General features: G+C 41.5%; 15 protein-coding genes and 1 other RNA gene. 4 read left to right on the top strand and 12 right to left on the bottom strand.

Annotated elements, in window-relative coordinates; all coding sequences use genetic code 11:
* Positions 1–123: 123 nt before the first annotated feature.
* From flgL to flgM, 4 genes are all read right to left on the bottom strand, one after another.
* The gene (gene flgL, locus ACPUYX_RS01875) at positions 124–987 is read right to left on the bottom strand and encodes a flagellar hook-associated protein FlgL (protein ID WP_426378043.1); all 864 of its coding nucleotides are present in this window, start codon (positions 985–987) and stop codon (positions 124–126) included.
* An 81-nt stretch (positions 988–1068) separates the two neighbouring features.
* Positions 1069–2514 (bottom strand): flagellar hook-associated protein FlgK, encoded by a 1446-nt coding sequence (gene flgK, locus ACPUYX_RS01870; RefSeq protein WP_426378042.1) that lies wholly within the window; start codon positions 2512–2514, stop codon positions 1069–1071.
* Between the two features lie 3 nt (positions 2515–2517).
* Positions 2518–3000 carry a flagellar protein FlgN gene (locus tag ACPUYX_RS01865; RefSeq protein ID WP_426378041.1) on the bottom strand — a complete coding sequence of 161 codons (483 nt, stop codon included), beginning with the start codon at positions 2998–3000 and terminating at the stop codon, positions 2518–2520.
* 27 nt (positions 3001–3027) lie between these two features.
* A complete protein-coding gene (gene flgM / locus ACPUYX_RS01860; protein WP_426378040.1) occupies positions 3028–3300 on the bottom strand; it encodes a flagellar biosynthesis anti-sigma factor FlgM in 273 nt (90 codons plus the stop codon).
* Positions 3301–3689: 389 nt separating this feature from the next.
* On the opposite strand from flgM, the gene ACPUYX_RS01855 reads away from it, so the two are divergent.
* Both ACPUYX_RS01855 and ACPUYX_RS01850 read left to right on the top strand, forming a co-directional pair.
* Positions 3690–4502, top strand: coding sequence for a flagellar motor protein (locus tag ACPUYX_RS01855; RefSeq protein WP_426378307.1), 813 nt, complete (start codon positions 3690–3692; stop codon positions 4500–4502).
* Entirely contained in the window at positions 4499–5350 is an 852-nt protein-coding gene (locus tag ACPUYX_RS01850) for a flagellar motor protein MotB (RefSeq protein ID WP_426378039.1), read from the top strand. Before ACPUYX_RS01855 ends, ACPUYX_RS01850 begins: the two co-directional genes overlap by 4 nt.
* Here the strand turns inward: ACPUYX_RS01850 and ACPUYX_RS01845 are convergent.
* Positions 5347–6381: a M28 family metallopeptidase gene (locus tag ACPUYX_RS01845; RefSeq protein WP_426378038.1), complete on the bottom strand. Its 1035-nt coding sequence runs from the start codon at positions 6379–6381 to the stop codon at positions 5347–5349. The two genes, ACPUYX_RS01850 and ACPUYX_RS01845, sit on opposite strands and share 4 nt — an antisense overlap.
* 31 nt (positions 6382–6412) lie before the next feature.
* Here ACPUYX_RS01845 and ACPUYX_RS01840 point away from each other — a divergent pair, with 31 nt between their 5' ends.
* Together ACPUYX_RS01840 and ACPUYX_RS01835 are read left to right on the top strand one after the other, a co-directional pair.
* Complete coding sequence (locus ACPUYX_RS01840; RefSeq protein WP_426378037.1) at positions 6413–6850, top strand: YaaR family protein; 438 nt, start codon at positions 6413–6415, stop codon at positions 6848–6850.
* Positions 6851–6912: 62 nt separating this feature from the next.
* Positions 6913–7701, top strand: a complete 789-nt coding sequence (locus tag ACPUYX_RS01835) for a CheR family methyltransferase (RefSeq protein WP_426378036.1) — start codon at positions 6913–6915, stop codon at positions 7699–7701.
* A gap of 73 nt (positions 7702–7774) precedes the next feature.
* Here the strand turns inward: ACPUYX_RS01835 and ACPUYX_RS01830 are convergent, their stop codons facing one another.
* From ACPUYX_RS01830 to ACPUYX_RS01800, 7 genes are all read right to left on the bottom strand, one after another.
* Entirely contained in the window at positions 7775–7963 is a 189-nt protein-coding gene (locus ACPUYX_RS01830) for a hypothetical protein (RefSeq protein WP_426378035.1), read from the bottom strand.
* A 204-nt stretch (positions 7964–8167) separates the two neighbouring features.
* Positions 8168–8551, bottom strand: a complete 384-nt coding sequence (locus tag ACPUYX_RS01825; RefSeq protein ID WP_426378034.1) for an EamA family transporter — start codon at positions 8549–8551, stop codon at positions 8168–8170.
* A gap of 118 nt (positions 8552–8669) precedes the next feature.
* Positions 8670–9689 carry an HD-GYP domain-containing protein gene (locus ACPUYX_RS01820; RefSeq protein ID WP_426378033.1) on the bottom strand — a complete coding sequence of 340 codons (1020 nt, stop codon included), beginning with the start codon at positions 9687–9689 and terminating at the stop codon, positions 8670–8672.
* Between the two features lie 721 nt (positions 9690–10410).
* Positions 10411–10777, bottom strand: an RNA gene (gene rnpB, locus ACPUYX_RS01815) — RNase P RNA component class A.
* Positions 10778–10800: 23 nt separating this feature from the next.
* Positions 10801–10962: a hypothetical protein gene (locus ACPUYX_RS01810; RefSeq protein ID WP_162531698.1), complete on the bottom strand. Its 162-nt coding sequence runs from the start codon at positions 10960–10962 to the stop codon at positions 10801–10803.
* A gap of 239 nt (positions 10963–11201) precedes the next feature.
* Positions 11202–12071 carry a Nif3-like dinuclear metal center hexameric protein gene (locus tag ACPUYX_RS01805; protein ID WP_426378032.1) on the bottom strand — a complete coding sequence of 290 codons (870 nt, stop codon included), beginning with the start codon at positions 12069–12071 and terminating at the stop codon, positions 11202–11204.
* Complete coding sequence (locus ACPUYX_RS01800) at positions 12056–12850, bottom strand: tRNA (adenine(22)-N(1))-methyltransferase (protein ID WP_426378031.1); 795 nt, start codon at positions 12848–12850, stop codon at positions 12056–12058. The genes ACPUYX_RS01805 and ACPUYX_RS01800 overlap by 16 nt, the downstream gene beginning before the upstream one ends.
* Between the last annotated feature and the right edge of the window lie 90 nt (positions 12851–12940).

Raw genomic sequence — 12940 nt, 5'->3', positions numbered from 1 at the left:
CTAAAGAATCTCCTAAAAAACATTCTTCTATATAATAACTCCAAACATAATATAATATAATCTGTTCGGTAATTAAAATTCAAAACTTGAAATAAGCAGTTGCCATGTTGAAAAATCCTTGATTTATTTCATAAAATCAACCAAAGAGGGTTGAATAATCTTAGTTCCAATGGACAAAGCAGCCTGAAAGGTATTTTGCTGGGTCTGAAAATCTAAAATAGTTTTTGCCACATCAGTATCCTGTACCGTCGAAAGGCTCGAAGTTAAATTAATATTCATGCTATCCATTTGACTGCTTATAGCCTGCACTCGGTTAACACTGGCACCTAAAGTCGCACGGCTCGTAGAAATATTATCAATGTTGGTCTGAATTTGATCCACATATGAACCCAAATCGGAACCTGAAGTCAAAGCATTAGAAATATCATTTAATAAGTTCATACTCGTGGGGAAAATACTTGAACCATCAACCGAGATAGTTACTTTCGAATTATTATTGCCAACATCCAATTGAATAGGGGAGTAGGTTGCAAAGGAAGCTGTTGAAGAGGCAACAGGGGCGTCAGTTGTCGACGTTCCATTGAATATATATTTATTTCCAACCTTAGTATTGGCAAGCGTCTGGATCTGCTGATTGATCTGATCAATCTCCGCAGCGAGATCTGCTCGCGATTGATCATCATTGGTTCCATTTTCCCCCTGGAGGGTAAGTTCATAGGCGCGGTTGAGCATTGACTGAACATCCGACAAAGTGGAATCCGTTGTGCCCATAAAAGATACTGCCTCATCAGCATTACTTTTTAATTGAGTAATCATTGCCATATTCGTTTTAAGGCCCAGGGCATTGTGGGTCCCTGCCGGATCATCCGAAGGCTTATTAATCCGATGCCCTGTAGACATCATGTTTTGTAAATTTGTCATTTTCTCCTGAGAAGCTTCAATATTTTGGAGCAGATTCCTTGACATCATATTAGTGGTTATTCGCAAAATATTCCCTCCTTACATAAACGATCGTAAAATAAAGTATTAATTTTTAATTTTAATTACTGTGGTATGAATTGTTTCTCACTACCTTGTAACACCTAAACCAGTCACAATCGTGTTAAGCATATCGTCCATTGTGGTGACGACTCTCGCTGCAGCCATATAGCTCTTTTGATATTGAATCATATTTGTCATCTCTTCATCAAGAGATACTCCGGAGACAGAGTCCCTTTGGTTCGTCAAATTATTAACTAAAACATCTTCTCCGGCTTTTGTTTGATTGGTTTGTTGAACCTGGACCCCAAACTGAGAAACGATAACACCATACTCATCTCCCAAGGATGAACCCTTGCTTGTTAATGTCGTATTTGTGATGCTCGACCACCCCGTTGCCAAAGCAGCAATTGCAGCAGCAATACTTCCGTCACCAGAAGTTCCATTGCCCGCAACTATGTTATTCATGTTGGTGGCTGCTGAATCATCGACTGGTGCCGAACCCGTCGAAGTCAAGGAGATGGTACTCGCAGTTAAATTCGAAGGATCAAAAAAGGTATTACCTGTTGTAGTAGATCCGGTAACTGCTCCCGTTCCATAAATGCTATTAACTGCATCAACAATATCTTTAGCCAGTGAATTATATTGATTTAATAAATTCTTTAAATCCGTATCACGAACCTGTATATCCGCTTGAAGTGTTCCCTGTTGTGGATTTAACGTAAGAGAATTCCCTGATTCCCACGTAACGTCATTTCCATCAAGTCCGGAAGTCTCATCCAAATGATTAGCCGTTCCATTATCAACCAACGTCGCTGGAGGAACATCTCCCCCGATACTTATGCTGAAATCATCATTGGTTTCCGAAACCTTCACATTGACAATTTTGGATAATTCATCAATCAAATTATCTCGGCTGTCTAAAAGATCATTCGGATTGTCCCCGGTTATCTTGGCGGATTTAATTTGATCGTTAAGTTTCGCAATTTGATCCGCATAGCTATTAATTTGTTGAATCTGTGTTGTCACATCCGAGTTAAGGTTACTCTGCATCGTCTGAATCTGCTGAGCAATAGCATGAAAGCTATCAGTTAAAGTTATGGCACGTCCTTGTACAACCGAGCGAGCTCCTGAATTTTCCGGGTCCAGAGAAAGACTGCTCCAAGCCGTCCAAAAATTATCCATAGCCGCACTCAAACCATTTTTCGAAGGTTCATTCATAAAACTTTCTATATTAGATAGGCTCGTTTGCCTACTTGTCCAATATTGCTGCTTTGACGTTTCATCACGGAGCTCCATATCTACAAATTTATCCCGTGCCCGGGTAACCGTATCCATGGATACCCCAGACCCCAGACTCAGATTCCGACCCGTTGCGTATACCGTATAAGGGGTGGTTTCTTTCAAGTTTGCAATCTGTCTGGTGTATCCTTGAGTATTAGCATTGGAAATATTATTCCCCGTTACATCTAAGGCAGCCTGCTGGGATGCCAGTGCTCTGCGGGTAATTTCCAATCCAAAAAAAGTAGAAGTCATTTCTTAAATCCTCCAATCCAAGAGATGCAGTTTCTTATCCATATCATTACCATTTCTGCTTGGATGCGTATACGTGTTCTTTTCTTGATGCATGAATAGTCCTACAGTAAACTCAACAAGTTTGATAGATTGCTGCAAAAGTTGGGTATTAATATCGTGAATTCCCTGCAACTCGCCGATCACTCGCTCCAGATCGGAATGCACCCCCTGCAGGACTGGAAAACGCTCCGCCAACACTGCCAGGGTTAGATCTTCAGGAACCATACCTAGTTCTTGTCCAATCTGTTCCGTAAACAAGATACGTTCTTTTTCCAAATGGTTTACAACTGGAAAAAGCTGCTCCTCTCGGGCCGTGATTTTGTCAATTTCCTGGACACTATTTTCAATCAGGGCTTTTTGTTTGCCTTTTTCCAAGTCATAAAGCTCTGTATAGCATTTAATTTGTTCCTTTAAATTTCTATCTAAGTTCTCAAGCACTTCAGACACGGAATCTTCCTCCTCGCATAGACGCTCTTAGAAATTTGGCGGAAGCAATTTAGAGGCGATTTTTTGGGTGTCCACTTTAAACTCTCCCCGTTCAATCTGCTTAGACAGAGTTTGGACACGGTCTTCGCGAATATCAGCAACTTCTTTTGCTTTTTGCAATAACGTCTGAAATGTTTGAGCTTTGTCTGAAACAGCAACATTATCCGTTTCGCTCGTTGATCTATTTTTTTCGACTGGCTTCAAACGATTAGTGGCCTGGGTACAGCTCACCAGCGACATAAATGTAGGATCTACCTTCATTTCATTCACTCCAAGATACATAGTCTTACTTTGCTTATCGAATAAAGCAAGCCAAAACTTGAGGAAAACTTTCTCCACATTAATTCCTAAAATTACTCAGTAAATACTCAGTCTTTTTTCGGGCAGTAAATACTTATTTGTATTATGTAGAGATACTAAAGTTTAGGGTAAATTTTGTCGATATTAAATTGTAGAGATTCTTTTCCTCTTCCCCTACTGTAAGCTTCTACACTAAAATCATGTAATAAACGCAAAGGGAGGTATGTCGCAGCCCTTTATTTAGAAAAGCAATTAGGCCGGCGAACCCAGTTTATTCCCCTTTCTTTTCTGATTAATATAGAACTATGGTCTCTATTGCTAATGTATAAAGGAGTGTCGTGGCAAGAAACATGGATTTATCAACGTTAATTGGCGTCATCGCCGGAATAGGCGCTCTAGTCATCGGATATCTTCTGGAGGGTGGCTCTCTCGGTTCCCTTTTCCAATTTTCCGCAGCAATTATTGTTTTCGGAGGAACTGCTGGAGCAGTTTTGACCAGTTTTTCCCTCTCTGACCTTAAGCACCTCCCGTATTGGCTAAAGGTTGCTTTTAAAAGTCAAACTTTTGGCACCGCAGAAGCTTATGAAGCTCTGGTTGGCTTCGCTGAAAAAGCGCGCCGCGAAGGATTATTAAGCCTTGAACAAGAACTCCAAACCGTTGACGATCGCTTTACTCGTCAAGGCTTACAGTTAGTCATTGATGGAACAGACCCTGAAATCACCGAGGAAATCCTGGAATCAAATATCGCTGTCCTGGAAAAACGTCATAAAGTTGGTATCTCCGTCTTTGAGGCAGCCGGCGGATTTGCGCCGACCATGGGGATTATCGGGACCGTTATGGGACTTGTCAGGGTGTTAGGAAATCTTTCTGATCCCTCATCACTCTCTGAATCAATCGCATCTGCTTTTATTGCTACCCTTTATGGTGTTTCCTCTGCCAACCTTCTCTGGCTTCCTATTGCCACAAAGCTTAAAATGAAAGACAAGGCGGAGGTTGCCGCAATGGAAATGGTTCGGGATGGAATTCTCTCGATTCAGGCAGGCGATAACCCATCCATTCTGAAGGAAAAATTGAAAACCCACGTCGGATCTCTGCTTCCCTCTGAAGAAGATGATGAAGAAGGCGCAGCGGCGGGCCGTCCTGCAGTTAGTGAAGGCCGATGAGTAGAAAACGCGAACATGAAGCCGAAAAGGAAAATGGAGAACGCTGGCTGCTCACCTATTCAGACCTTATTACCTTACTTATGATTTTCTTTGTTGTCCTTTACTCGATGAGTAAAGTTGATTCTGAAAAGTTTCAGGCCGTGGCCGAAGCTTTGAACTCAGCCTTAAGCGGAGGCAGTTCTGCCAAAATACAATTGGCAACCAGCCCAGCGGGACCGGCTGCCATTCCTCCTAAAACTCCTCAAAGTGACATGACCAAACCCTCCACGACCACACAGAATAACAACCAAAAGGCCGGACAAGGGAACGTGGATGCAGATAACCAGTCAATCGATACCATTAAGGCAAAACTCGATAAATTCGCATCTGATAATGGCATTCAATCCACCTTAGTAACGTCTGTCGAAGAACGTGGCCTTGTGGTCAGAATTCAAGAAACTTTGCTTTTTGAGAGCGGCTCGGCGGATATAACTCCTTACGCCCGTAATATCCTGGAAAAAGTCTCCACGGTACTTGAGTCATCCTCCAATCAAATCAGGGTTGAAGGCCATACGGATAATTTGCCGATTCATACTGCCCAATTCCCCAGCAACTGGGAATTGTCAGTAGTCCGTGCCACTAATGTGGTGCAAATCTTGCAGCATGACGGAATTGACCCTAATCGTCTCTCCGCAACCGGTTACGGAGAATACCGGCCGATTGCCTCTAATGCTACAGATGAGGGACGAAATAAAAACCGCCGCATCGATCTAATCATTCTCCGTTCCAAATATGATGTTACAGAACCCACCAGTCAAGCTTCTTCAACGGCAGCAAATTCAGCTTCGACAACAACAGTAACGCATTAGAAGGCAAGACTATGAAGTGCCTGATAGATGATCTCAGAAGCCAGATGGATCTGTTCGGGCTTCAATATTGCCGAAGTATCCTCGGGAGTGTGATTTTTATCCAGCCAATCCCGGGTCATGAGGGTAACTGCCGGAATACCCGCCGAGGCGAAACTAACTGAATCGCTGTTATGTCCTCCGGGAGGAGTTATGGGGGCAGTGGCACCGTATTGACCAGCTGCTTGCTGAATAGCCTTAACAGCGATATTTTCACCGTCTCCCCACAATGCAAAGTCTCCCTTGAAACCGTTGCCGACAGTATCAGCATTGAGTACAGCTTTAATCTGACGAAGGGGAAATGGGGGATTATTGACAAAGGCTTGGGACCCTACAAATCCCATCTCTTCAGCGCTCCAGAATGCAATCACGATGGAGCGCTTTGGAGTTTTTCCTTCACGAAGGATTTTGCGAATAACATCCAGAATGCATCCCACACCTGATGCATTATCGTTCGCTCCGGGATACACGTGCCCTTCAAATATACCCAGGTGATCATAATGGGCTGATATAAGGATCATTTCATGTTCGTTTTCTCCCATTAGTCCTCCGAGAATATTTGCACTTGGAATCCTTAAGTCTTTCGACTGCCCGGGCCTGAACGTTAGTCGTCCATTAACCTTGGTTTCAATGACCGGATAGATCGTAAAGGCTTGAGCAAAACCTGCTTCTGGCGTTCCCATTGGCTTTAAGCCGAGAAGACTTAATTGCGAGATTAGATATTCTGCCGCTTTAGCTTCTCCTACTGATCCTGCTTTGCGTCCTTGCATCTCAGGTGCAGTTAAGGCAATAATATCATCCATCGCTGTACGCTTGAGGCTTTCCGTAGTTTCTCCTTTGCCTTTTGTCTCAGTCTCAGGGAGCTGTAATATGGCAGGAGGGTGTCCTAGTTCCGACTTGAGAAATTCTCCCATACGGGCAGGAAAGACACTCCAGGGCAAAAGGCTTGCCCCAAGTCCTAACAGCGTTTTCAAAAAAATTCTACGAGTTTGCATTTTAAAATATCCTTTCTAAAGGAGAATGACTATGTCTATTCGCATTGAGACACCAGCACAAACCTCTTCTCCCACGATTGATTCTCAAAGCTCTTCAGAACGCACAATCGATTTTAAAGGAGTCTTGTCTCAAACTCAAAACATTCAAAAGACTGAACTTCAAACCTTTCTCGAGCGCCTTGAGACCCAGGGCAAAAAATTATCTCAATCTCTTTCCATTCGCGACTTAAAGGATTTTCGTGATATGGTTAAATCCTTCCTGCGTTCAACCTTTGGTCAAAGCCGAAAAATGCAGGAAGAGTCCTCCTGGGATTTCCACGGTCGTCCGAAAATCATGGCTCGAATCTCCAAAATTGACAACGCTTTAGAAGATCTAGGAAAACAGCTTCTCGACCAGCAGGCTAAGCCTTTAGAAGTTCTAACCAAGGTTGATGAAATTAAGGGACTCATTGTAGATCTTTTTGCCTAATTTAGCCTTTAGTGAAGTTACAATAGTATAATAATTCATTCAAAGAGAGAGAGGTCATCCTTTTGGCTATAGCACCCATTTCCAATACCTATGAGGACTTTATTAAAGCCTTTCATCCTAAAAGCGGACTTGATCTTAAATTTTATAAGCAAAACCAAATGCAGCGAAGAATTCTTAGTTTCATGAACTCCCATGGTTACCCAACATTTCCCGAGTTCTTCAAAGCCCTTAACTCAGATCAGAGTTTATATGACGCTTTTTTTAAACATCTGACTATTAATGTCTCTCAGTTTTTTCGCGACGCGAATCAGTGGAAAACGCTGAAAGAATCCATTATCCCCCAGCTTCTTCAGAACAAAAGCCCTCTAAAACTTTGGAGCGCCGGATGTTCAAGCGGACAAGAGCCTTATTCTTTGGCCATGACCTTGACGGAATACTTTCCGAATAGCAAATTTACAGTCTTAGGTACGGATATTGACATTAATGTTTTGAATCAGGCAAAGGAAGGCCTTTATAAACAAAATGATTTTGCAAGTACTCCCCCTGAATTCCTGCAAAAATATTTTATCTCAACTGACAAAGGCTATCAAATCAAAGAATCCGTAAAACGATTGGTCACCTTCCAACACCAGAACCTCTTAACCGATCGTTTTCAATCTGGTTTTGACTTTATTGCCTGTCGGAATGTCGTTATTTATTTTACAGACGAGGCCAAGGAGATGCTTTATAAAAAGTTCACAGATGCTCTAAAAACGGGAGGAATCCTTTTTACCGGCAGCACTGAACATCTCTTTGGCATGAAACACCTCGGTTTAAAAGCAGTTTCTTCCTTCTTTTATCAAAAAGAATAAATATTAAGAGGAGCTATTCTCATAAAGCCAGAGAAAAGCTCCTCTTTATTATTTCACCTTTAGAAAATTACATTTAAGCAGTAGGACAGATTCTCTCGTATTGCTGGATAAACTCCTCTAAGGGATAAGTAACACCTTTGCCGTGAACCTCAAGGGATATTTGCTGATCCTTTGGATTATACCCGATAAACTTCATACCTAGTAACTTGGCCATTTTGGATAACTCGATCCGTGCTCCGCGCCCAAAATCTTTGAATTGCATCCAACACACGCCCCTTTTTTAGTCTAAAGACTTTATAAAAGTTCTAGGGTTTAGATTATCTTATCCTATTCATATTTTTCTTGCAACTTTCGTTTTCGACAAGATTTACTCTCTTTCGCCTCGACAAAGCTCTTTTTTTCTTAATATCTACACGTATCTTCCGTTGTCAGCAGCTTATTACTATGCTTTAAAGCTTCCTTATTGCTATGTCGCCCACAGGCCCAAAACACTAATCCCTGCCAAAATAAGAATGCTTCCAATAATTTTAGGGAATGAAAGATTTTCATGAAGAACCAATGTACCATAAAAGATGGCGATTACATACCCGAGAGCAACCAGAGGATAGGCATAACTTAATTCCCAGCGTGATATCACCACAAGCCATAGAAAAGAGCTTAACCCAAAACACATAAATCCTAAAAAAATAGCCGGTGTAAAAATAATCGCTCCCAGTTGCCTCCAAATCCCCGTAACTGTAACTTTTCCATAAGTCAGCATGCCTAGGCGAAATAGAAATTGTCCCGTGGCCCCCAGAATAATTGAACCTATGGCCACAGCCATTGGAGAAAGTTCTGAATTAAGACCCATTAGAAAGAGTTCTCCTTGTCTGATTATTCGTATATGTTCTCTCTCACTCCTCCCAGGAAAAGTTTGTTTGTTTTTAACCTAAGTTTTCGCACCAGCTCAGAAATTTATACCTGCTTTCTCATTTGGATTGATTGAATTCTAATCGTCTAATAAAACGGGTCAAGTCTTGCATTAAATCGACATACATTGTCTGATTGAAATATTGTCCTTCTTTATCAAATAAAAGGCGGAGGAGTGGCCGAGTCGGCATGTTTAGCGGTATCGCTGCCACAACTCCTATTTCACCAGTATTTAAGGTAACCAGGGAACCTTCCGGGTAGAGCACCAGGGCTTCCTGGAAAGCTTTAACGCAAAGGGGATTAAAGTCAGTCCCGGAACCGCCAATGATCATTTCCAAAGCCTGGTATGGGGGAAGGCCTTTCCGATAGGGTCTATCAGCCGTGAGAGCTTCATAGACATCTGCCACAGCTACGACCTGGGCATCTTGATAAATCTCCTGGCCCTTCAAGCCGAAGGGATATCCTCTTCCATTCCAGCGTTCATGATGTTCTTTAATCGTAGCGAGCACTGAAGATATAAGCCGGGCATCTTTCAACATTTCTTCTCCCAGAAGAGGATGTTGCTTAATAACGTCTCGCTCTTCCTCCGTCAAAATTCCGGGCTTATTTAAAATTTCCTTTGGCACTTGTAATTTCCCTAAGTCATGAAGCAGAGCTCCCAAAATCAAGTTCTTAAGCTTATGTTCATTGTAACTCAGCTGCAGTCCTATAATTGCAGACAACAATGCCACATTCAAAACATGTGTATAGGTTCCAAAATCATGTCGTTTGTACCTTTCAAGATTAATTCGATTCCCTTCCAAATCCAAAAACGTATCCTTTGTCCGTAATTCTTCCATAATTATGTTAACCAAAGCAAGCATCTTCTCAATATGCTTAGGCTGTAGGAGTTTAGCCTCATGGTAAATGGTCCATAAAGAACCCACAAGTTTTACATAAACGTCCTTAGAAAATTCCTTAATGGTTTTAGGAGTCTTGATTAACGTTCTTTTTTCACTCCGAGTTTCCATCTTATATACTTCTTGCCGCTTAAGCTTTGCCAAAACATTAGAGGTAATTAAGCTTCCCTTTGCAAGCAATAGCCTACCCCTTGAATCAAATAAGTCCAATGGTGTTCTTTGCTCTTCAATTAATTTAGGACTAATTTTTTTTAAAACCAAATCCACGGTTATTGATCCCCGCTTTCTTTACCAAAGAGCCAACATTTATCTAATATTGAATCTTGAAATAAACTAAATTTCCCCACATTTGTTATATATGTATATATAATAGGCCAAATTCTCGTATAAACCAACATTTATTTATCAACACATTTCGACTTATTTTTACTTTTCATTCATTCCCTATGTTAGTAAAACTCATATTATTCGAATAAGGTTATAGAGAATTTCTTTACTTTTAATTCATGGATTATTCTAAAATGGGAAGGGAGAACCAAATCTTTGATCTCCCCCCTAATCTATAAAATCTAAATGACCTTAATTTTTAAAGTAATATAATATTTTAATTTCCATAATATTGCATGCTTATAAAAATACTAATTCTCTCATCGTCAACACCATAACCGCCTCTTAGTAAAGCCCCAACTACAAGAAATCTGAACTGCTTACTGATTTTATTGTCGGTATAAAGCACACAACTATTTATCAGAGAATTACGGAATGAAAAAACCCCAGAAATATTCCAGGGTTGAATTTACAATGTCAAAACAGGCATTTAAGAAATTCTCTGTTTTGGCTGTATATAAAACTGAAGGGAAACGGCTATGTATAACTATACATGAGCAGTTTCCCATAAGCATGGCGAAGTCAACCTATAAGCCGAGTTCTGTCTCTCCTTGCGGAGGTGATGATCATCTATCTCGAACTGCCGTTACCGACAGCCTCCAGCGACCTTACCCGGGAACAAAAACGGGCCGTTCATCGTTCCCCTATTCGGTCTTGCTCCAGGTGGGGTTTACATGGCCAGCCAGTCACCTGACTGCCGGTGAGCTCTTACCTCGCCTTTCCACCCTTACCCATCCATCAAGAATGGGCGGTATATCTCTGTTGCACTTTCCTTGGGGTTCCCCCCACTGGGCGTTACCCAGCACCTTGCCCTATGGAGCTCGGACTTTCCTCAGGAGCAACTTTTCAGTTCCTGCTCCCGCGATCATCTAGTTTACTTCGCTCAATTATCTTACTAAAAAAATCAGTTTTGGTCAAATGGAGAGTTTTGGTTCTTCTCCATTTCTTCCATCTCGTCATCAATGTCCATTAGGGCTGCTAACCATTTTGCGCGATTTGCATTATCTTCTTTAAAATTCGTTAAAACCTTTTCACGTTCCATACGGAGAACTTCTGCTCGATTCATGATGCTCTCAACTCCTTCAGTAATTTTTACTAAAAATTCCTAGACCAAAAACAATTCCAAATTAGTGGTTATATTTTGGTCTTAATTTTATTTTCTGATTATTTTCTATATACCTACAATACATGATTCGTCATTCAGTGTCAAGTATTAATTATCACTTTCACAAATTTTTTTAATTAATTCTTAACTACAATTCATTTTTATAGCTGGTACTTTCGCTAACAAAATATCCCCCCAGCCTAAAGCCAAGGGGATGCATTTTTTGAACTAACCTTGAATTCTATACCTTGCAGTGACCTTTCAGAAGTAAGGTAATAGTATAATGCCTGAAGCATAGGTGCCTCGCTTAGAAAATGGCCAAGATCACCTACAGCCATTCCCCCTTCAAGGGCATCAAGTACCGCATGATGATCAACGTCTCCTGTGATAAGTAAGTCCGCACCTTTAAACAGTGCTTTCGGCACAAACCGGCCTCCGCTGCCATTGACAATTGCCACTTTGCGTATGTCTTTTTTAAGTGACCCGGCTAAGCGTACGCCTGTCAAATTATAAGGGTGGGCATAACTATTTGACTGCAGCAGACGTTCCAAAAAGTTCTGCCATACGGCCTCTAATGATTCCGGGCGCTCCAAGTAACCAATAACACCATACCCGCGAAGTTCCTCAGTAGAGTTTCCCGAACTTATGTTGGCCTGGCGGTTATAGTTACTACCATAACTTTGCTCTTCAAGAAGCTTTAGTTCTTTTAAACCTAAAATCTCTCCTAATGTTATGCTGGATGACAGCCTCGACTGATCAAGATTTGTATGTGCCGCATAGTATCCGATCTGATAATTGAACAATGTCAAGGGAATTTTTGCCGCAGGATTATCCGATCTCAAATTTTTCAATGGTCGAAACATAATTGGATGATGGGCAACAATGAGTTGTGCCCCAAAATCTTTAGCCTCCTCAATGACCTCTAAAGTTCCGTCTAAAGCAATCAATATGCGCTCAACAGGCGTAGAGCCAGATCCGACTAACAGACCAACATTGTCCCACTCCTCAGCCCAATATTTTGGGGCAAGTTTTTCAATATGTTGCGCTACAAGGCCTATCGATACTGCCATTTTATGATTCCCTCCACCAAGACCAACTCCTCAGATACGTCTTTGATTTTTTCCAGGGTTTCCGATTTATTGGATTGCTTCATTTGTTCTAAGCGTCGTCTAAGCATCTTGCTGTAATCATACAGATATTCTCTCAAAAGGTCTGTTGGTTCCTTTAAAATCAACGGGCCAAAATACCAGACTAGCTTGTCAACGATCATTGAATACCCCAAAAACTTGTTATCCTTTGGAGGGCTTAGTCGTTGAAGCCAGACCTCCTTTTGCAAGGATAATTCAGCCATAGTTTGTCCTTCATCACGAGAAAAGGCCATAACTGTATAGATGCGCCCGTCTTCTTTTACCAATTGTTCTGTTTTTAAGCGCCACCCACAGTCTAATAGAGACAAGCGTAATGTTCCTTCCCCTCCTTGAGGCTGAACAATTAAATGAGTCACTGCTTGTAATACATCCGGTCGAGCAGCAAAGATCTCTAACATAGTCTTTCCGCCCATCCCGGCAAGGGTTAAGACATTCACTTCCCCCACTGCCAGAGGCTTCAGCCCATCTCCCAATCTCACATCTATAACCTGTTCTAATTGCCGCATTTTAACCGTTGTTAAGGCGGATTTAAAAGGCCCTTCATGAACATCAACGGCAACTGCCTTGGTGATTTTCTGGGCTTCTACAAGAACAATTGGTAAATATGCATGATCTGTCCCAATATCGCCAAGTCTGGCGTCCAAAGGAACCAGGGATGCAACCAACTGAAGGCGTGGACCCAATGTCATTGAAAAGGTCATAGGTCACCTCGTAATATAATAATTCCTTCTTCGAAATTTAATTATAAAGTATTATAACCAAATACGCGCATGAGAAACTATAGAATCAAA

The sequence above is a fragment of the Desulfosporosinus sp. SYSU MS00001 genome (genome assembly GCF_049943955.1).
Classification (GTDB): domain Bacteria; phylum Bacillota; class Desulfitobacteriia; order Desulfitobacteriales; family Desulfitobacteriaceae; genus Desulfosporosinus.
This window is presented reverse-complemented; position numbering and strand designations above follow the sequence as displayed.

Coding starts and splice junctions, on each gene's coding strand:
- flgK (WP_426378042.1), bottom strand. CDS start 2,514: ATGACTTCTACTTTTTTTGGATTGGAAATTACCCGCAGAGCACTGGCA.
- flgM (WP_426378040.1), bottom strand. CDS start 3,300: ATGAAGGTAGATCCTACATTTATGTCGCTGGTGAGCTGTACCCAGGCC.
- ACPUYX_RS01855 (WP_426378307.1), top strand. CDS start 3,690: ATGGATTTATCAACGTTAATTGGCGTCATCGCCGGAATAGGCGCTCTA.
- ACPUYX_RS01850 (WP_426378039.1), top strand. CDS start 4,499: ATGAGTAGAAAACGCGAACATGAAGCCGAAAAGGAAAATGGAGAACGC.
- ACPUYX_RS01845 (WP_426378038.1), bottom strand. CDS start 6,381: ATGCAAACTCGTAGAATTTTTTTGAAAACGCTGTTAGGACTTGGGGCA.
- ACPUYX_RS01840 (WP_426378037.1), top strand. CDS start 6,413: ATGTCTATTCGCATTGAGACACCAGCACAAACCTCTTCTCCCACGATT.
- ACPUYX_RS01830 (WP_426378035.1), bottom strand. CDS start 7,963: ATGCAATTCAAAGATTTTGGGCGCGGAGCACGGATCGAGTTATCCAAA.
- ACPUYX_RS01825 (WP_426378034.1), bottom strand. CDS start 8,551: ATGGGTCTTAATTCAGAACTTTCTCCAATGGCTGTGGCCATAGGTTCA.
- ACPUYX_RS01810 (WP_162531698.1), bottom strand. CDS start 10,962: ATGAATCGAGCAGAAGTTCTCCGTATGGAACGTGAAAAGGTTTTAACG.
- ACPUYX_RS01805 (WP_426378032.1), bottom strand. CDS start 12,071: ATGGCAGTATCGATAGGCCTTGTAGCGCAACATATTGAAAAACTTGCC.
- ACPUYX_RS01800 (WP_426378031.1), bottom strand. CDS start 12,850: ATGACCTTTTCAATGACATTGGGTCCACGCCTTCAGTTGGTTGCATCC.